At 49.9% G+C, this 19,609-nt stretch carries 19 protein-coding genes and 2 tRNA genes; 16 read left to right on the top strand and 5 right to left on the bottom strand.

From position 1 onward, the window contains the following. Positions 1–9 precede the first annotated feature (9 nt). The 7 genes from CVU71_09295 (at position 10) to CVU71_09265 (ending at position 5,421) form a co-directional block, all read left to right on the top strand. Complete coding sequence (locus CVU71_09295; protein ID PKN18971.1) at positions 10–345, top strand: hypothetical protein; 336 nt, start codon at positions 10–12, stop codon at positions 343–345. Between the two features lie 288 nt (positions 346–633). Beyond that, the gene (locus tag CVU71_09290) at positions 634–975 is read left to right on the top strand and encodes an antibiotic biosynthesis monooxygenase (protein PKN18970.1); all 342 of its coding nucleotides are present in this window, start codon (positions 634–636) and stop codon (positions 973–975) included. Next, positions 972–1,295 (top strand): transporter, encoded by a 324-nt coding sequence (locus tag CVU71_09285; GenBank protein ID PKN18969.1) that lies wholly within the window; start codon positions 972–974, stop codon positions 1,293–1,295. Before CVU71_09290 ends, CVU71_09285 begins: the two co-directional genes overlap by 4 nt. A gap of 223 nt (positions 1,296–1,518) precedes the next feature. Then, on the top strand, positions 1,519–2,274 hold the full coding sequence (locus tag CVU71_09280; protein ID PKN18968.1) for a transport-associated protein: 756 nt from the start codon (positions 1,519–1,521) through the stop codon (positions 2,272–2,274). 283 nt (positions 2,275–2,557) lie between these two features. Further along, complete coding sequence (locus CVU71_09275) at positions 2,558–2,752, top strand: hypothetical protein (protein ID PKN18967.1); 195 nt, start codon at positions 2,558–2,560, stop codon at positions 2,750–2,752. A 415-nt stretch (positions 2,753–3,167) separates the two neighbouring features. After that, the gene (locus CVU71_09270) at positions 3,168–5,165 is read left to right on the top strand and encodes a hypothetical protein (GenBank protein ID PKN18966.1); all 1,998 of its coding nucleotides are present in this window, start codon (positions 3,168–3,170) and stop codon (positions 5,163–5,165) included. 49 nt (positions 5,166–5,214) lie between these two features. Beyond that, on the top strand, positions 5,215–5,421 hold the full coding sequence (locus tag CVU71_09265; protein PKN18965.1) for a hypothetical protein: 207 nt from the start codon (positions 5,215–5,217) through the stop codon (positions 5,419–5,421). Positions 5,422–5,453: 32 nt separating this feature from the next. Here the strand turns inward: CVU71_09265 and CVU71_09260 are convergent. Next, positions 5,454–5,529, bottom strand: a tRNA-Glu gene (locus CVU71_09260). A gap of 91 nt (positions 5,530–5,620) precedes the next feature. Between CVU71_09260 and CVU71_09255 the strand changes: the two genes are divergently transcribed. The 3 genes from CVU71_09255 (at position 5,621) to CVU71_09245 (ending at position 8,693) form a co-directional block, all read left to right on the top strand. Further along, positions 5,621–7,339, top strand: a complete 1,719-nt coding sequence (locus CVU71_09255) for a DNA polymerase/3'-5' exonuclease PolX (GenBank protein ID PKN19159.1) — start codon at positions 5,621–5,623, stop codon at positions 7,337–7,339. 18 nt (positions 7,340–7,357) lie between these two features. Beyond that, positions 7,358–7,942, top strand: coding sequence for a nitroreductase (locus tag CVU71_09250; protein ID PKN18964.1), 585 nt, complete (start codon positions 7,358–7,360; stop codon positions 7,940–7,942). Between the two features lie 112 nt (positions 7,943–8,054). Further along, the gene (locus CVU71_09245; protein PKN18963.1) at positions 8,055–8,693 is read left to right on the top strand and encodes a hypothetical protein; all 639 of its coding nucleotides are present in this window, start codon (positions 8,055–8,057) and stop codon (positions 8,691–8,693) included. Between the two features lie 30 nt (positions 8,694–8,723). On the opposite strand, the gene CVU71_09240 is transcribed toward CVU71_09245, so the two are convergent. Genes CVU71_09240 through CVU71_09225 form a run of 4 tightly spaced genes read right to left on the bottom strand, consistent with a single transcriptional unit; the run spans position 8,724 to position 13,913 of the window. Next, entirely contained in the window at positions 8,724–9,569 is an 846-nt protein-coding gene (locus tag CVU71_09240) for a hypothetical protein (protein ID PKN18962.1), read from the bottom strand. A 23-nt stretch (positions 9,570–9,592) separates the two neighbouring features. Next, the gene (locus CVU71_09235) at positions 9,593–10,621 is read right to left on the bottom strand and encodes a glycyl-radical enzyme activating protein (GenBank protein PKN18961.1); all 1,029 of its coding nucleotides are present in this window, start codon (positions 10,619–10,621) and stop codon (positions 9,593–9,595) included. Between the two features lie 12 nt (positions 10,622–10,633). Beyond that, on the bottom strand, positions 10,634–13,225 hold the full coding sequence (locus CVU71_09230; protein ID PKN18960.1) for a hypothetical protein: 2,592 nt from the start codon (positions 13,223–13,225) through the stop codon (positions 10,634–10,636). Next, complete coding sequence (locus CVU71_09225; protein ID PKN18959.1) at positions 13,182–13,913, bottom strand: GntR family transcriptional regulator; 732 nt, start codon at positions 13,911–13,913, stop codon at positions 13,182–13,184. The genes CVU71_09230 and CVU71_09225 overlap by 44 nt, the downstream gene beginning before the upstream one ends. Before the next feature lie 305 nt (positions 13,914–14,218). Between CVU71_09225 and prmA the strand changes: the two genes are divergently transcribed. The 6 genes from prmA to CVU71_09195 all read left to right on the top strand — a co-directional run bounded on the left by prmA (position 14,219) and on the right by CVU71_09195 (position 19,606). Next, positions 14,219–15,172: a 50S ribosomal protein L11 methyltransferase gene (gene prmA, locus CVU71_09220; GenBank protein PKN18958.1), complete on the top strand. Its 954-nt coding sequence runs from the start codon at positions 14,219–14,221 to the stop codon at positions 15,170–15,172. 43 nt (positions 15,173–15,215) lie between these two features. Beyond that, a complete protein-coding gene (locus tag CVU71_09215; protein PKN18957.1) occupies positions 15,216–15,980 on the top strand; it encodes a hypothetical protein in 765 nt (254 codons plus the stop codon). Between the two features lie 6 nt (positions 15,981–15,986). Next, positions 15,987–16,622: a hypothetical protein gene (locus tag CVU71_09210; protein PKN18956.1), complete on the top strand. Its 636-nt coding sequence runs from the start codon at positions 15,987–15,989 to the stop codon at positions 16,620–16,622. 58 nt (positions 16,623–16,680) lie between these two features. Beyond that, positions 16,681–16,756 (top strand) — tRNA-Phe (locus CVU71_09205). A 524-nt stretch (positions 16,757–17,280) separates the two neighbouring features. After that, entirely contained in the window at positions 17,281–18,288 is a 1,008-nt protein-coding gene (locus CVU71_09200) for a hypothetical protein (GenBank protein PKN18955.1), read from the top strand. Between the two features lie 652 nt (positions 18,289–18,940). Continuing rightward, a complete protein-coding gene (locus CVU71_09195; protein PKN18954.1) occupies positions 18,941–19,606 on the top strand; it encodes a hypothetical protein in 666 nt (221 codons plus the stop codon). The last annotated feature ends 3 nt before the right edge of the window (positions 19,607–19,609 follow it).

The raw sequence follows: 19,609 nt of genomic DNA, 5'->3' as shown, positions 1-19,609 counted from the left end.
AAATTGATTATGACATTGAATGAAAAGCCGCTGGGGCATTTATTGGCTGGACTATTGATCGGCAGCGCCTTGGGCACATTGGCCGGAATTCTCTTCGCTCCGAAATCAGGCAGAGAACTGCGCTCTGAGATCATGGCGAAAAGGAACGCGCTTTTAAAGGACGCAAAGGATATTTATGCCGATGCCGGTGAGAAAGCAAGCCGGATCATTGAGGAGGCCGCGCATCAAACGATGGCGTTAAAGGAAGATGCCGGTCGACATTTCGCAGAGACACGTCAGAAGACAAAAGAGATCCTGTTCCATGGTGAAAATAAACATGCCGATGCCGGTGTCGCAGAAAAATAAGAGGCAGAGGAAAAGAAATTCTCAACAGGAAGGCAATGGTCGCAAATCCATCTGATGGCGACGCGCCGGGGCATACGCGTCGCCTCAGCGGCCCTCTGCCTGCAATGCGTCGGCGCCTGAAAAAAGCATCCCTCAAGATATTGAGGCCCCGTCAAATACTGAGGCCAAACGAATTATTTCAAACCTTGCCGCCGTCCTCTCGGTTTCATCCAACATGATGTTGTTAATAGGATAATTTAAGATTACGATTCGCCTTCCGCACTTGGCAGACTCCTTGCAATTACCTTCATGTCATCATGTCCGTTACATGAAAGAAGGTTCTTTATGATTCTTGCCGTCACACGAATGAACGTCATCTCTGAGAAGCGAATAGAGCTGTCACAGACGATTGCTTCCCTGTCCGCTTCCATCAGGAAGGAGAAAGGATGCGAACGCTGTGAGTGCTGCCGGAGCATCGAGGATGAAGATCGTCTCTTTCTTCTTGAAGAATGGGATACCCGGGAAAATCTTCTGACCCATCTGAAATCGGAGCATTTCAGGGTGATCCGGGGCGCCATGAACCTTCTCCAGGAACCGTATGAAAGGAAATATTTCACCATTAAACTTATTAGAGAGGAAGAAGCGCCATGAAAAAGAAAAATATCGTTAAGCATTTGTTGAGGTTCTTATTGCTGCTTGTGGTGATCGCCGCCTTTGCCGCCTGCGCAGCGACAAGCACGCGTGAAAGCACAGGAGAATACGTTGACGACTCAGTCATCACGACCAAAATTAAATCCATGCTGGCAGCGGATGATTTACTCAAGTCTTTTCAAATCAGCGTTGAAACTTATCAGGGCACCGTTCAGCTGAGCGGCTTCGTCAATTCTCAAAAGGCCGTTGATAAAGCGGATGAAATCGCCAGGAGCGTCAAAGGGGTCAAATCCGTCAAGAATAATCTGATTGTGAAATAGATGGAGAGGGAATGTCATGGATTTAAAAAGCATGCCGGCAGGCGGCAAAGACCATGTCCCGATATTGAATTACATCGCTGCCATTTATCTTATGATGATAGGCATTCAGGCGTTATTGCGCTGATGGTTCGCGCATCTGGACGGCCGGAGTTCCCCGGGGCTTTAAGCCCGGGAGTCAATAAGTCTAAAAAACAACAGCAGCAATTAAGAGGAGAACGGATTAATGAAAGCAAGTAACAGACTGGCAGTAATTGTGGCCGCAACGGTGGCACTCCTGGCGCTCAGCGTGCCCGTGTATGCGTCCAGGACGGATGACCGTATCGAATCATCCGCCAAAAAATCATATGTGTTCCAAACCTATCTTCAGGGCGATGATGTTAAAATCCAGTCCTTGAATGGCGCTGTGACTTTAACGGGAACGGTTGCGGAAGAATCCCACAAAATACTGGCCCGGGATACCGTGGCGGGCTTGCCGGGAGTTAAGAGCGTAGACAATAAATTGGAAATCAAGGGAGAAAGCCCCGCAGAGAGATCGGACGCGTGGATCACAGCGAAGGTAAAAACCATGTTTCTGTTTCATCGAAACGTGAGTGCTATGACGGAGGTTGACACCAAAGACGGTATTGTCACTCTGAAAGGCAAAGCATTAAACAGCGCGCAAAAGGATCTGACAACCGAATACGCAAAGGACGTCGAAGGCGTCAAAGACGTCGTCAATGAGATGACCGTAGGGAAGGACGCAAAAAAGAAGCAAACGGCAGGCTCCAGGATTGATGACGCTTCCATTACCGCGCAGGTGAAGATGACGCTGCTCTATCACCGTTCAACCAGTGGTATCAGCACGTCGGTCGCCACGAAAAAAGGTGTCGTCACCTTGACCGGTAAAGCAAAAAGCGAAGCTGAAAAAGATTTGGCCGCAAAATTCGCCGGCAATGTAAATGGCGTGAAGGCCGTTAATAACAAGATGAGCATTGAGTAGTCCGGACCCAATGCCGAAAGGACAGCATTCCAACTGCCGGCAAGGTGATGAAGCAACCGGCGGTTGGAATGAACAGTCAGAAAGGAAGATCCGATGTTGTGGACTATTGCTGTTGTACTGCTGATTTTGTGGGGGTTGGGACTGGTGACCGGCTACACGATAGGTAATTTTATTCATATCCTGCTGGTTGTGGCCATCATCGTTGTGCTGGTCAGGGTCATTCAGGGGCGGAAAGTCGTTTAACACACTGTCCGGTTTTTCAAAGATATCAAGGAAGCAGATCATGGTAAAGACGGAACAAAATACATATAAGAACTTTGCCGTCGGATTGCCGGCCATGAGCCTCAATATTATAATAATGATATCCCTGTTCTTGATTTTTGTATTTCTTACCGCAACATCTTTTCTGTATCTGCAATCAACTTCGACCCATGTTTACCGGCAGGTATTGGAAGAGGTTTGTACAGACATCAGATGAATCCGGCTGTGGTTATCCAAGGAGCGGGGAAGACGCCTTATCTTTACAATAAACAAGCTGACCAATTCACGCCGGTCTATCCGTCAAACGGAACCGGACCCGTTTATCATCCCGCCGGAGCCGGAGAGCATTATGTGAGATTGATGCTGGATCAGGAACCGGTTCCGGAATGATTAGGTGACAATTGGCAGCGCAGGGCTGTCGCGTATGCTGAATGGAGAATAATACTGTATGATTGAAAACATGTTCCGTGAGATTGAAGACGACGAAGACGTAACCGACATTGTTGCTAAATTTTTTGCGATTATAGCCATTCCCGCCGCCATATTCGTGATTGTTGTCGCACTGTGGACGATCTTTGTGACACCGGGGGCTGCCTGACCCGGCCTTTGCTGAGCTCAGGGAGGTTGAGGATATGACCGGCACAGGTATCAAGGACCGGCTTTGCCCGGATGACACCGACTTGAATCGGCGAATTCAGTTGCTGGAAGCAGCGCTGCTGGAAAAGGCGAATAATCAGGAGGCCCTGCGGGATTCCGAGAAACGCTATCGACGGCTCTTTGAATCAGCCAAAGACGGCATCCTGATTCTTGATGCCGATACGGGCAAGGTGGTGGATGTCAATCCCTTCCTGCTTACATTACTTGGTTATTCTTACGACGCGATCTGCGGGCAATATATCTGGGAACTCGGCGTATTTAAAGACATTGCCGCATCCAAGGACGCTTTCCAGACGCTGCAGGATAACGAATACATCCGTTATGATGATTTGCCGCTGGAAACCCTCGACAGGCGGCCCATAGCCGTGGAGTTTGTCAGTAACGTTTACCTCGTGGACCATTGCAAGGTGATCCAGTGCAACATTCGCGACATCACCGAGCGCAAGCAGGCCGACGCCGAGCGCAAGCGGTTGATGGCGGCCATCGAGCAGGTCGGAGAGGTCATTATCATGACGGATGCGCAAGGGATCATCCTCTATGTAAACCCGGCCTTCGAGCGGACGACAGGCTACAGCCGGGAAGAGGTGGAAGGCCGGAATCCGCGTTTCCTCAAAAGCGGCCGGCAGGATGAATTTTTTTATGGGAATCTCTGGGATACCATTTCCGGCGGCGGCAGCTGGGCGGGCCGCATGGTCAACCGGCGCAAGGACGGGACGTTCTACACCGAGGAAACGACCATTTCACCGATTCGTAATACGGAGGGCCGGATCGTCAACTACGTGGGGGTCAAACGGGACATCACGGATCATCTCCGGCTGACCGCCCAATTTCAGCAAGCCCAGAAAATGGAAGCCGTGGGACTTCTGGCGGGCGGTGTGGCACATGATTACAACAATATGCTCAGCGTGATTCTCGGTTATGCGGAACTGGCGCTCTGCCAGGTGGACCAATCCCAACCGCTTTATAACGACCTTGCGGAAATCATCAAGGCCGCGAAACGTTCCTCAGACATCACCCGGCAATTGCTGACCTTTGCCCGCAAACAGACGATCATCCCCATGGCGCTGGACTTGAACCAGGCCGTGGAAAGCACGCTCAATATGCTGGGAAGACTCATCGGCGAGGACATCAATCTGGTTTGGCTGCCCGGGGAGGGTCCGTGTCCGGTCAAAATGGACCCCGTTCAAATCGATCAGATTCTGGCCAATCTTTGTGTCAACGCCCGGGATGCAATTACCGATGTCGGCAAGATCACGATCGAAACAGGAAATGCCGCCTTTGACGAAACCTACTGTGCTGAGCATTTCGGGTATGTGAAGGGTGATTATGTGCTCCTGGCCATCAGCGATGATGGGTGCGGCATGGACAAGGAGACCCTGGACCAGATTTTCGAGCCGTTTTTCACCAGCAAAGGAGTGGGCCGGGGAACCGGTCTGGGCCTGTCGATGGTCCATGGCATTGTCAAGCAAAACAACGGATTCATTAACGTCTACAGTGAGCCGGGGGAAGGAACAACCTTTAAAATCTATCTGCCGCGGTATTCGGACGAAGTGGTTAATGCGCCGCAAAACAGAAGGGAGGAAATATCCGTTGGCCATGGCGAAACCGTGCTGGTGGTTGAAGATGAACCGGCACTGCTCAGTATGGACAAAATGATGCTGGGCAGATTAGGATATCGGGTGCTGGCCGCCGGCACACCGGAGGAAGCCATCAGGCTGGCCGAAAAATACGCAAACGAGATAAACCTTGTCATTACCGACGTTGTCATGCCGGAAATGAATGGCCGGGAACTTGCCGTCCGGCTGCAATCATATTACCCGGGCATAAAAATTATGTTCATGTCCGGTTATACAGCCGACGTCATCGCCCACCGGGGCGTTTTAGACGAGAACATGAATTTTATTCAGAAGCCATTTTCGATGAAGGATCTGTCCATCAAAGTAAAGTTAGCACTGGAGGAAAAGAATCCATGATCTCTGCTTTTGATCGTTGAAACATTCTTATTACAATGAGTCAACAGGTTTGTATTCCATTCTTATCGATCAAAAATTTCCTGAAAAAGCGTCAACAAAATATGTTCCATCCGGGATAACGAACAGATGTTTGTTTGCCTGCCTGAAACATCTTAAAAAGCAGATGTCTGTAAAAACCCCTGAGGTGATATCTTTGAAGACATTTTGTATCCGGACTTGTGTCCTGGCCATGATTCTGGTAAAAAAAATGGTCTAGACCGGTAAAGTCTAAACCATTTTTTTTATATTTGGCGTCCCCATGGGGAGTCGAACCCCAGTTACAGGCGTGAAAGGCCCGTGTCCTAGGCCTCTAGACGATGGGGACGTCGTTGGCCTAACGTTTAAGTAAGTTGCGCCTTATATATTTTTCAAACCAGAATGTCAAGCACAGGCTCGATTATTTTTGAAAAATCATGATTTCTAAAGAAAAAGTCATCGAAATTCTTGAAGACATCGCCGTTTTGCTGGAATTGACCGGAGAAAATCCCTTTAAATCCCGTGCCTATTCCAATGCCGCCCGGAATCTGGAAAAAGTCGGGGAGGATCTCGGTTGGCTGGCTGGTCAGGGGAAGCTTTATGAAATTGAGGGCGTAGGCCTGGCCATCGGCAAGAAAATCACGGAACTTCTGTCAACCGGCAAACTGGATTATTATGAAAAACTTAAAGCGTCCGTTCCCCCCGGCCATCTGGATATGCTCAAAATCAGCGGGCTCGGTCCCAAGAAAATTCATGCGTTATATAAGGAATTGGGCATCACGACGGTCGGCGAACTGGAATACGCCTGCCACGAAAATCGCCTGGCGGAACTTAAAGGGTTTGGCCGGAAATCGCAGGCCAACATTCTGGCCGGCATCGAAAGGTTCAAACACTATTCGGAAAGACGGTTATATGACGAAGTCGCAGGCCATGCCGATCGGCTGCTGGAATATTTGAAAAAGAACAAGGATGTCTCCGCCGTCAGCATTGCCGGTTCGCTGCGCCGCGGCAATGAGACGATTAAGGACATTGATATTCTCGCTTCTTCATCCAAACCCGAAAAGTTAGCGGAGGCCTTTGCGGGATATGGCGAGGCTGCTTCGGTCATTGCCCGGGGCGATACGAAAGTCAGCATCCGCCTGCAATCCGGCATCAACGCGGATTTGCGCATGGTGTCACACGATGAATTCCCTTACGCCCTGCATCATTTCACCGGCAGCAGGGAGCACAATACGGCCATGCGCGGCCGGGCTAAAGACCGGGGCTTAAAAATGAATGAGTACGGCCTCTTTCAGGGTGAACAAAACGTGATCTGCCGTAACGAAGCGGAAATATTTGCAGCCCTCGGTCTTCAATATATCGAACCGGAACTGCGTGAAAACATGGGCGAGATTGAAGCAGCCGAAAGAGGCGAATTGCCGCATTTGATTGAGGCAAAAGACATCCGGGGTATTTTTCATTTGCACACCAACTACAGCGACGGCGCGGACAGCCTCGAAAATATGGCAGCCGCGGTAAAAGCAATGGGGCTTCAATATATCGGCGTCAGCGATCACAGCCGTTCGGCTTTTTACGCCGGAGGATTGAAGGTGGAAGATATCGCCAGACAGCATGCCGCAATTGACGTGCTCAACCGGAAGCTTGCGCCGTTTCATATTTTTAAAGGGATTGAATCGGACGTTGCTGCGGATGGCCGCCTGGATTATGACGAGGAAATCCTGTCCCAGTTTGACTTTGTGATCGCGGCGGTGCATTCCGGTTTCAACCTGCCGGAAGCTGAAATGACGGCCCGCGTTAAAGCCGCGCTGTCCAATCCTTTTACCACCATGCTGGCGCATCCGACGGGTCGTCTGCTTTTATCGCGCGAACCTTATGCGGTCAATATCGGAGACCTTATCGATGCGGCAGCCGATTACGGCAAGGCGCTGGAACTCAATGCCAATCCGCAACGGTTGGATCTGGACTGGCGCAATTGCATCCATGCCGCAAAAAAAGGCGTGAAAATCGCCATCAATCCGGACGCGCATTCCGTCGATGGGCTGCGTCATATTCAGCTTGGTGTGAAAATTGCCCGCAAAGGCTGGCTCACCAAAGGTGATTGCCTGAATTGCCTGGACCTGTCAGCGATGAAAAAATATTTAGCCAACAGACATCCATAAAAAACTCAGAGGTGATTTATGAACATTCATGATTTCAGAAAACCGGAAAATAATGTCCATGAACTGTTTGTCAGCCGCTGGTCGCCCCGGGCCATGTCCGGCGAGGAAATCGATGAAGCGACGCTGATGACTTTGTTTGAAGCCGCCCGCTGGGCGCCGTCGTCCAATAACAATCAGCCCTGGCGATTTATTTATGCCCGCCGTAACACACCCGGCTGGAATACGATCTTCGGTCTGATGAACGAAGCCAATCAAGCCTGGGCAAAAAACGCCGCCGTGCTGATGGTTGTTATTTCCAAAACCACTTTTGATTCCGGCAAACCGGCCCGGACGCACTCCTATGATACCGGCGCCGCCTGGATCAGCCTTGCCTTGCAGGGATCGCTGAAAAATCTGGTTGTTCACGGCATGCAGGGTTTTGACTATGAGAGGGCGAAGAAAGAATTGCAGGTGCCGGATGATTATCAGGTGGAGGCCATGATCGCCATAGGGAAGCACGGCAAAAAAGAGGATTTGCCCGACTATCAGCAGGAGCGGGAATTTCCTTCAGCGAGAAAAAGTATTGCGGAAATTGCCATGGAGGGAAAGTTCAGGACAGCTTAGGAACACCATCTCTGAAGACAAGTAATGCATCACCTTGCGTCTGCCCTGGTGAAGCGAGTGTACACGTTTTTTATATAGAGAAAGCGAGAAGAAAATTTTGAAAATACTGATAATGGTGATGTCGGGTCTACTGATCTTATTGACGGCAGGGGAGCTGTGGGCCGGTCAGAAAAAGGGGGATGTCCCCTCAACCGGATTTTATCTCTCCATCATCCCGACCGCCCAGTTTCCTTTTTCAGTAGAAACCACCTCACCGGGCCTTTCACCTGCCGAAACCAGGACAAAATGGGGCGTTGGAATTGGCGGAAGTCTGGGGTATCGATACAGTGATTTCCGGGTGGAAGGAGAGGTGATGTACGGCCGCAATGATGTGAAAGATATCCGTTTCGCCGGGGGAGGCGGCGATCTGTCGGGTTACTACGATCTGTGGGGAGCGACGATGAATTTATTTTATGACATCCCCGTAGGTTTCCGGTTCAGACCCTATGTCGGAGCAGGTTTGGGCGTCGTTTTTTTCGAGGCCCATGATATTACTCTGGCCGGTTTTCCTCCGACCACCGGCCGCAATAAACTTTTTACCTACAAACTCATGGCCGGTGTTTCCTGCTCCCTTTCAGACGCCTGGCGGCTGCTTTTGGGATACCGCTTTATGGGCATGAACGGCCCGGACTTTGAAACAGGCGGGGTGCCTCTCCAAGGGGATCCCGTTCAAACTCATGCTGTCCAGGCGGGCGTGCAATTCTATTTCTGACTCGTTGAAACAGAGACGACATCTCAGGTTTTAGAAGTTGACGACCGCTTCCAGAGGCACCGGCGGGTAAATCTGTCCATGATTGGGCGGCATGGAATTATAGACCCAGTCAATATCCAGCGTGCCCAGCCTGATGCCCCGATAACGGTGATAACCGTTAAAGACGCCCCGTACCAGCACATCCTCCATCTGCATGGTCAGACCAAAAACGGACACCATCATCCCCGGTTCAAGCCCGCTCAGTTCGGCGGAAAATGCACCAAGGTGAAAGGCCAGCCGGCTGGTGCCCGCCGCCTGGCATTGAATGACGGGAATGACAACCGGAAAACCGTCCCGGCCGATAAAGGAAAGGAAACAAAGCGAATCGAGCCGGTTGAATAAAGCCTCTCCAAAAAACGACAGCACTCTTTCGGGATGGTTTTTTGCGGCGGCACTTTTCGCCATTTTGGTGAGCAGCGCCGAGGGGATAATGGAGGCAAGCGGCAGAGGCGCGCCGGTTGTGGTTTCCGTGAGATCAAGGTAATGCACGGTGTTGATGCCGAAGTAGGTATTGTACCGGAACATGGGCTGCTGATTATAGATTTCATATTCCCGGCCTTCTTTCTTTAAATGCGTCCAGAGGGCTTTGCCCCGCCAGAGTTTTTTATCCAGCGTCAGAATGGCAAAACCGATTTTCCCTGTTTGCCGCATGTAGGCTTTACTCATGCCCTGGCAGAATTCACCAATGGTCAGTTGCGTCGGCGTGGACGCCATTACAGATGTCAAAAGAGACAGGTGCGGTAAACCGGCAGGCGTTACCGTTGCAATAATGCCGACTTTTTCCGACGGCGCGAAGGCCTTGATATCCGCTTCGGAAAAACTGTTTTTGATGGTCATGTTTCGTTCCCTTTCGGTTTTGCTCAGCAATTGTATGACGGATTGCTTTCAGGTTGCGTTTCTCCCGTTGTTTTATTATCCGTGCTTTTTATAAGTTTTGTCGATCCGCTCCAACAGACAATCGATGGCGACACCCGGCTTTTGGCGATCCGGGTCAGTTCCTCCATCCGTGACGCCTCCGGAAGATCCGTTTCGGCGAAAGACCAGTCCATACCCAGCCGCTGATACTTGTCCCGGCATAGATTGTTAAAGGCGCACAATTCCCACCGGTCAACGGCGCCTTCAAGCTTGGCATGGATGAAATCGCCGATGCCCCGGATGTTTTCAGCCGTATCCGTGGCGCCCGGAATAACCGGCGTGCGGACCCAGAGTGTTTTGGGATAAGGATGAGATTTTTTAAAGTGTGCCGCAAACACCGCATTGGCCAGAATTTTTTCGTTGCCTGCGCCGGTATGCTTTTTATGCTTTACCGGATCGATTTCCTTGAGATCATAAAGCAGAATATCGACATAAGGCAACAAACCGGCAAGCACGCTCCGGGGCACCTGCCCGCAGGTATCCAGCGCCGTCCGGATGCCCCGGCCCCTGAGCTCTTTCAAGAGGGCCAGACAGAAATCGTGCTGCAGGGCCGCTTCGCCGCCGGACAGCGTGACGCCGCCTTCGGACTTCTCAAAATAAGCACGGTCTTTAACGAGTTCACGCACCAGATCCTGAACGTTCCATTTTTTACCCAAGAGTTCCATGGCGGTGGTGGGGCATTCCTGTGTGCATAAACCGCAGCCGGTGCAGAGCTGACGGTCGATCATGATCCCTCCGGGGGTCCTGGTCAACGCTTTTTCCGGACAGGTTTCCACGCAGATGCCGCATCCGATGCAGCCGGTTTTCATCCACTGAATCTGCGGTTCTGAACGGATGCTTTCGGGGTTGTGGCACCATCCGCAGGCAAGCGAACAGCCCTTGAAGAAAACCGTTGTCCGGATGCCGGGGCCGTCTTCGGTGGACATGCGGAGAATTTCCAGAATAATGCCCGTTGGGGTCTGGTGCTGCGTCATCGGTCATCCACCTTAGAATTTATTATGACTCATGCGTTCAATCACTTCGTTTTGCAGTTCCCGGCCCACCGTTGTAAAGTAGGCGTTATAGCCGGTAATCCGGACAAGCAGGTGCCGGTAATCCTGCGGGTGAGCCTGCGCGGCTTTCAGCATACCGGGATCCAGCATGTTGATTTGCAAAGCAGTGCCGCCGTTTTGCGTGTAGCCTTTCAGAAACGCCTTGAATTTCTCCTTGTGCACGGGATCGCGCAGGATGGATGGATTGAAAGTGATTGTATGACTGGCGCCGTTCGGGAGGATGTTGAAGTAATCCTGCCAGTCTCCCCGGCCGTCCGCGGCTTTTCCGCCCAGCACTTTTCCCACGGAGTTGGTATTGGCCGTCGGACCATAAATATCCGCACCGTTGGACGGGCAGATGGCATTGGACAGGAATTGACCCTTTTCTCTTCCATTGGCGCTCGCCGCCATGACAAAGCCGTCGCCGGCCCAGTAGTTCCAGCTCAGCATGCCCGGCCGGAATTGGCGGGAAGTGGCTTTTGTTTTGTGCCGCCACGTTTCGTCGCACCACAATTGCATGACAAGACGGGCCAGGGCGTCCGCTTTGTCGTCATCGCGGCCGTATTTGGGAGCGCGGTTTCTGGCGAGGGCCTGAAGCACTTCGTGGCCCTGCCAGTTGTCTTGGAGTGCAGCGATCAATTCCGTCATCGTGCAGGCTTTTTTATCAAAGACCAGATATTGGATGGCCAGGAGTGAATCCACGGTGGTCGCGTAGGTCACGGCTTCCAGGGTGACGAAGCTGATTTGCGCCCCGCCTTGTGTAATGTCCTTTCCTCGCGCTGCGCAGCCTGTAATCAGGCAGGAAAGATAGGGCGTGGGGAAAAAACGGGCGCGGATGGATTCGGATGTTTCGTATAAATCGACGCATTTTTGAATAATGTAGCGCGTCTGAACGGCATAAGCCTTCCAGAAGTCTTCCCAGGTTTTAAACGACGACGCATCGGGGGTGCGGGGACCATCCTGTTTAAGGGCTTCCGTTTTTCCCGTCATGGGATCGTAAAAAGGCAGCAGGTCTTTACCGCCCGTCAGGGTCAGTTCGACGGCTTTGAGCAGATTGAGGTTGTTGTCCACCGTGCCGGAGCGGTCATTGCCGACCATGGTGTTTTCCAGGCATCCGACCGGGGCGTAGTCGTGAACGTTGTTCCGGTTAATCAGGTCCGTGAGGCCGGCCTTTTCAGCCTCCAGCATCATGCCGGCCATGGAGCGTTCATCAAAATTCAAGAGGAACGGCGCGCCCTGGCTTACTTCAATCATCTCCACGATTTTATCCAGCAGGACTTCGGGACTGTTCTGATGCAGCCGCACGTTGGGTTTGGGTTCCAGGATGGGCGACATTTCGTCAATCACTTCAAGAATGATATAGGTCAGATCGTTGGTCATGTCGGCGCCTTTTGCTCCGAGGCCGGACAGGGTGACAAGCTGGCCGAACCCGGCGGTGATTCCCTGGTTGCCATTGCGGATCATGGCGTCGTAAGCCGTGTTGGCATGAATCCAGAAGCATTTCAGAATTTCCTTGGCCCATTCCCGTGGCATGCCGTCGCGGGTTGATTTTTCATAATAGGGATAAAGATACTGATCCACCCGGCCGAAAGAAACGCCCGCGCCGGGGTAGTTTTCATCCGTCATGACAAGCATGTGGTTGATCCAGAGCGCCTGTACGGCCTCCCAGAAGGTTGAAACGGGTTCCCAGGGGACGCGGCTCAAGTTGGTGGCCATCGTTTGAAGCTCCGTGGCACGTTGTGTGTCCTGCGTTTTTTCGGCAAGGTTTTCACAGACGGCTTTGTATCGGGAGGCCAGATCGCGTGCCATGGTGGAGGCGGTCATCATGGCTTTCAGCTGATTGCCCCTGGGTCCGCTTCGTTCCCGGCGGTCCAGAGCGTTATAGATGGACAGCAGTTCCGCATGGACGCCCTTCCAGCCGATGGCCAGCAGCCGCTCATGGCCGGGGATCAAATGGCCGCAGGTAGCGCCGGCGTTGCCGTAGCCATGATCATGAAACCATTTCATCTGCGCTCTCGCGCCATTTTTGCCTTTTACCAGTTTTTGCCAGGCCAGGCTTTCCTCTTTTGTAAAACACAGGGAGGTCTGAACATTAAACCTTGCGCCGGCCAGCAGATCGCCCGGCAGAATTTCCTGCGGCACATGGTTGACAATCACTTCCCGGACAAACCACGCGCGCCTTTCCGCAAGCGACCAGTTCCAGAAATCCGGATGAAGGGCCACGGGTCTGGCGGCCTGAAGATAAGACGCGCCCAGCGTGTTAAGCAGGGTGTAGGTTTCCGGAACGATGTAAAAGGTCAGCTCATTGTAGATGATGTCCCAGGGTGTTCCGGTTGTCCAGGAGGTGAATTCATTGTTCCAGGCCCGTTCGGTTCCCCGGAAATAATATTCCCTCAGCCATTGGATGCGGCTCGACAGGCCGGAGGGCTCTTTGATGACATGTTCGGGTTGTGAGATGTTTTGCATAGGGACCTCTCTTGGGGGGGAAGGCGCCGGCATGCGGCTATCCTTCCTGATCGATGATGGTGCGAAGATGCTTCTCTCCATGACGAAGAATTTCTTTCATGACGGATGTTGCCTTGGCGCCGTTTCCGGCATCAATTGCCGCAGTCAGCGCCCTGTGGTATCCGTGAACAGTGGCGGTTACTTTCTGATCTTTAAAAAACTGGCCGGAAAGATTCGTGTAAACCTGCCGGAATGAATTTAAAAGAAGCGGATAAACCCTGTTGCCTGAAGCCACGGCAATCAGAAGGTGAAATTCAAAGTCGAGATCCGTTATCTTTTGAACATTCCGTTTGTCGGTGGACACTTCCTTTCCGAGAATGTTGTGAAAATCTCTCACCTGTTCTTCAGTCCGATTTTCGGCCGCGATTCTGGCGAAGGCCGGCTCCAAAAGCATTCTGATCTGCAGCAGGCTTTCCAGAAGTTCGGGTTCCAGCCTGCCTTTCTGATACTGGATCAGTGAGGCAAGCAGGGTAATGGAGCCTTCCTTGCGGTAATCATTCACGACAGCGCCAAAGCGCGGTTTGAGGGAGCAAAGTCCGCGCGACGCAAGCTCTACCAAGCCTTCATGCACCACCGGACGGCTGACGCCAAGTTGAAGGGCAAGCTCCCGCTCCGATGGAAGCTTCTGTCCTATTTGAAATTTCCCGGAAAGAATCAGCTCTTCAAACCGAAGAACAAAAATATCTTTGAGGCTGTCTGTCCGGATGGGTTCCATTAAAGATTCGGGCATGTTTTCTCCTTTTTGCTCACCTGGCTGGTGGTATTACCAGATACAGACTAAACTTCAGGAGAGATTTTGTCAAGATGTAAACAGGCGAGCCTATATCACAAAACAAAACCGGTGAATCGATGCCGGGAATATTAATTATGTTAAAGATATGAATATGTGCCGGGGAGGGCGAAAACTGTTTTGAAATCGGGGTTGGGATAAATGGCGTCGATGGAAATCCGTTTATTGGCGACGCAGCTTGATATATTAAGAGAAACAAGCTATATAAATGCACAATTATTAAAAACCACCTGGATCATTAAGGCATGAACATGACTCAAAAAGAACCGGAAAAATGGTTGAAAATTGAAATAACGGCGGCTGTGAATTTAATTGATGCGCTGAGTAATTTTCTGGAGGAAACAGGCGCGCAGGGCGTCTTTTCGGAATCGCTGCTGCCGCCCGGCGCGAGTGATTTTCCGGAGCAGGGAGACGTTGAAGTGATTCAAGCTTTTTTCCCCGCTGATGTCCGCAGCGAGAAGCGGATTTACACCGTGCGCAAATATTTAAAAAGTCTTGAGGAGATTTTCCCTGATGTTGACGCGCCCTCGCTCACGACCGAGATCATTTCCGATCCGGACTGGGGCGAGCAGTGGAAAAAGTATTTCAAACCGATTCGTGTCTGCAAAAATATCGTTGTCAAACCGACTTGGGAAAGATATACGCCCGCCAGCCGCGATATTGTGGTGGAAATTGATCCGGGCATGGCTTTCGGCACCGGTCAGCACGCGTCCACCCGCATGTGCATGGAAGCCATTGAGGATATTATTTTGAAGGATCGTTCCGTCAAAGAATGGACCGTGCTCGATGTCGGCTGCGGCACGGGAATTCTGGGCATTACGGCCGCTAAGATGGGCGCGCAGGATGTGGTTTGCGTGGACAATGATCCCAAGGCGACGGAAATCGCGGCCCAGAACGCTGTCATCAACAAGGTGGACGACCGTTTACGAATATTAAATGAAGACGCGGCGCAAATCAGTCAGCCCCGCAATCTGGTCATAGCCAATCTCACGGCAAAATTGCTGCTGAAGCTGCACACGCAGCTCGTCAGGCTGCTCATGCCCGGCGGCTATCTGATTATTTCCGGAATCATCGAACCCGATGTTCCCGCGATTGAAGAGCATTTCATCGTCGCGCCGCTTGTAAAACACAGCGTCCTGACCGAAAAGGAATGGGTCTGCTACGTGCTGAAAAGAAATCCGGCGGATGTGAAATCCTGATCGTTTCCAGATGACAAAAATATTTTAAGGAAAGTGTTCTGCTTTGACGCTGCCTAGAATCTACAGTTCCGAAACACTGCAAAATGCGACAGCCTGTGAGCTGGGGATGGATAATCTCCGGTATTTGAAAACAGTGCTGCGTCTCAAGCCCGGAGACGGGATCATTGTTTTCGACGGCTTTGGACATGAGTTCGAGGCGCGCATCGACGGCTTCGGCGCATCCGGCGTCCATGTTTCCCTGGGAACGCCAATTCCGCAGGCGGATAAAAAAATCAGCACGACGCTGGCCCAGGCGATTCCGAAAGCGGGAAAGATGGATTTGATCGTCAAAACCGCCGCGGAACTGGGAACGGACGTTATTATTCCTTTTACAGCTGCGCGTTCGGTCAGCCGGATCGAAGGAGAAAAAGCTTCTGCAAAAGTTGCCCGCTGGCAAAAAATAGTACAGGAGGCCGCCCGCTGCTCGCGCAGTCCCCGATTGGCCGTCATCGAGCCGGTTTTATCTTTTGATGACATGCTCGCCCGGGCAACACCCGGTTCCCGGAAACTGATTTTCTGGGAAGAGGAAGATCAGCGCAACATAAAAGATATATTAAATGACGGGCAATTTAACGGAGCCGTGAATTATTTTATTGTTGTGGGTCCCGAAGGCGGGTTGTCCCGTGATGAAGTTGCCAGGGCCGGGGAGTCCGGTTTTATTTCGGTGAGCCTCGGCAATCGGATTTTAAAAGTGGAAACAGCGGCGGCGGCGATTTTATCCATTATTCAATATGAAAAAGGCATATTCAGTCAGCGGGCAGGAGGGTAAAGGAAAATGGCGACTTACCAATTCGCGGGGTTCTGGCGGCGTTTTGTCGCCTATATGATTGACGGATTCATCATCGGTGTTGTTTTTATTATTCTGGCGATTGTGGCCGGCACGGCCTATTTTGCAGGCGCGATGTCCGGCGACAACCAGGTCTGGATTGCCCAACTGACCGACCCCGAACGTTTTGGTTCATTTGGAATTCTTATTACGGCATTCTACCTTTTGCTCTATATGATTTATTTTACCTATTTTCATGGTCTGAACGGCCGGACCCCCGGCAAAAACTTACTGGGTCTGCAGGTTGTATCCGCCGACGGCAGTCCGATTTCTTTCGGTATCGCTTTTTTAAGATCAGCGGGTTACCTGGTCTCCAGTTTATTATTTACAGTGCCTCTTGGTTTCATCTGGATCGCTTTCGACAAAAAGAAGCAGGGCTGGCATGACAAAATAGCCGGTACCGTCGTGATTATTCGTGAACAGCAGGAAAACGCTGCCGGAATTTCCATTCCTGACGACGCCTTGCGGTCCGATGCCATGACGCCGGGTAATGTTTCCGGCAGTATTCCACCCGTGCAGGCCGAAAAGCCCGACACGCCATCCGGCGGAGATACGACGGGAGCCGACGGCCAAAAAATACCTTGACAAAAGAAACCTAATTCTATAGACGTTTCGTGCTTTTCACCGATTGGATCAACAAGGCGGGCCGGTAGCTCAGTCGGTAGAGCATCGGACTGAAAATCCGAGTGTCGGCAGTTCAATTCTGCCCTGGCCCACCATGGATAAGGGCTCCAGCAATGGAGCCCGTTTTTATTTTATCTACATTTGCCCATATATTGTAGACAAATGTAGATACAAATAATATTGATCATCCTAACTTTCATAAAATATTGTACTATTTATTTGAGAACATCGGATAAATGATCCGATTGCCTGTTACTCAACTCCGACAAACGCATCATGTGCTTGGTGCTCCTTCACTTACTTCCTGTAGCAAACATAACTGCAACCTCTATTAAAATGCGCGATTTCGAACGATAATCATTTACAATATTTCTCTATTGAAAAAAACAACTTATGTTATTATAATATATAAGAAATCGGAAAAAGGAAAGTTCGTATATTTTCATTTTATATGAAAAGTATTTTCATTCTATGTGAATAAATTATTTGAAAACGCTTAATATTTAAAGCGTGCCAATTTCAATTCATGTGAAAGCTATGCTAACAGAGATAAGTTTTATTATATACATCAATACGGAAAGTCGGTGTGTTTCCCATCCAGATTTCAGAAGGTGAGATTATGAAAGATGATGAGAAAACGAGAGAGCAACTGGTTCATGAACTGGCGGAATTGCACTCGGAAATTGCCGCGCTGAAAAAAACAATAGCCAATAAAATACCTGCTGAGCTTTTGATTAAGGAAGCCCGTCGCTTTGCCGAAAGCATTGTGGAAACGGTTCGAGATCCCCTGTTGGTCCTGAACGCGGATATGAAGATAATCTCAGCTAACCACAGCTTTTACTCTACCTTTAAAGAAGATACTAATAAGACAATCGGGAATTTTATCTATGACCTTGGAAACGGACAATGGAATCTCCCCATACTTCGGCATTTGCTGGAAAACATCCTGCCTGAAAAAGAAGTATTCAACGACTTCGAGGTTACTCATAATTTCGAAAACATCGGGCTTAAAATCATGCTGCTCAATGCCCGCCAGATATATCGGAAAGACATCAATAGCAAACTGATCCTTCTAGCCTTCGAGGACATCACAGAGCGTAAGAAACTGGAAGATTTGTTAATATTGTCTGAAGAACGCTACAGGCGTCTTTTTGAGACGGCAAGCGACGCAATCGTGCTCATCGAAAAACTCGAAGGGAAGATTGTCCACATTAATCCGGCCGCCGAAAAGATGTTGGGCTATACCAAAGAGGAGAGCATGGGTAAGCTGCTTCAGAATGTCGGTGTTTTGCTCGACATGGGTAATGTCCAAGTGACCATGCGGGCTTTGGTCAATAGTAGTCTTATGAACTATAATGAAATTCAAATAAAAACCAAGTCCGGGCAATATATCGATGCAGATATATATCTCTCAGACAGGGTAATTTTGGCACAATGTAATATTCGAAACGTCACCGACCGCAAGCGGGCAAAAGAAAGTATTCTCAAACTCAATGAAGATTTGAAAAATGATATAAACTTACGAATAGCCAATCTCGAAGAACTGAACAAAGTATTCGTGGGTAGGGAGTTGAGAATGATTGAACTCAAGGCACGGATTGCCGAACTGGAGGGTAAGAAAGCATAGCTCGTTAAGCGTGAGATGAGTGCGAGGAAGAATTAAAGTGCACCTGTTCAACGGGTAATGTTCCATGTTTTTCTTTCATCCGTTCTGATTACTTGTAGGTGAAATAAACAAATGGAAATATATCCTATTCAGAACAAATTGCTCAAAGTAAAGAATTCCGATAGGCATACAAATATAAATATAAATGGACGTGTCTACGAACATATAGGACGTGTAAGGCTTTGTCTACGCAAAAACGCGCAAAGCCCGATGAATACTGCTATATGTCAGGACTGAAAATCCGAGTGTCGGCAGTTCAATTCTGCCCTGGCCCACCATGGATATAAGGGAGTTAGCCATTTGTGGTTAACTCCTTTTTTTATTGCACCTGTGCCGCTCAGTGTTGTCAGCCGTTATCAGGGTTAAAAGATCAATAAAGAAGAAGAGCGGGTAATGGAATGAATCTTGTTTCTCGAAAATCGCCGGTTTTTGCGGCTTACCGCGGAGGACCTCGATAAGACAAGATATTATTAATAAAATATGATAGGAAGACTCAGTAAATAGAAACAGAGTCTCTGAAAATTAGTTGCATCCACAAAGTAAGAGCCGGTTATGAATAACATCATCTTAATCCTGCAGCGAATTTGTAAATCAGTTATGTAATGGGGAAACTGTGGATCCCAAAAAGTGCTTTTTACCGTGCGGTATTATAATTTTGCTGGGGTTGTCGGTCTGCCTTAATGCGCCGTTCCTTTACGCAGACCATGACACGTCGTTGCGCACGGATCTGAATTTTAACTACACGATTAACGATCAATTTCGAACCGTATCCTATGTGTTTCTCCAGGCCGATAAAGATATCTCTAATTATGATTATTTTGAATGGGCGACCGGTCTGCTTTATCAGACGCCTGTTGCCTGGCTTTCGTTTCTTCTTTCCTATCAGCAGGGGTATTCAAAGATTGATCCTGACAACTGGTCGCTGGAGCAGAGACCCAGCATCAACATGAACACTTCGGCTACTTTCCACCGTTTCAAAATATCCAATCAGATCCGCTATGAGCACAGATTTTCACCGGGTTGGAATGATTACAGAATAAAGAATACCATGGGAATTTCCCGTCCCGATATTTTTCTTCAGCCCTATATCGGATGGGAGCTTTACTACGAAAACAGTGACAAGGCTGTTATGCTCAACAGAATAAAATTTGGCATTGTCAAGAATATCGACAAAAACATTTCCCTTGGCCCTTATTTTCGAGTTGATTTCTCAAACATCAACCACCAATGGGAATGGACCAGGCAGCTCATCGGATTTCAGGTTAACCTGAACTATTAGGAA

The organism is Deltaproteobacteria bacterium HGW-Deltaproteobacteria-6, from assembly GCA_002840435.1.
GTDB lineage: Bacteria > Desulfobacterota > Syntrophia > Syntrophales > Smithellaceae > UBA8904.
This window is presented reverse-complemented; position numbering and strand designations above follow the sequence as displayed.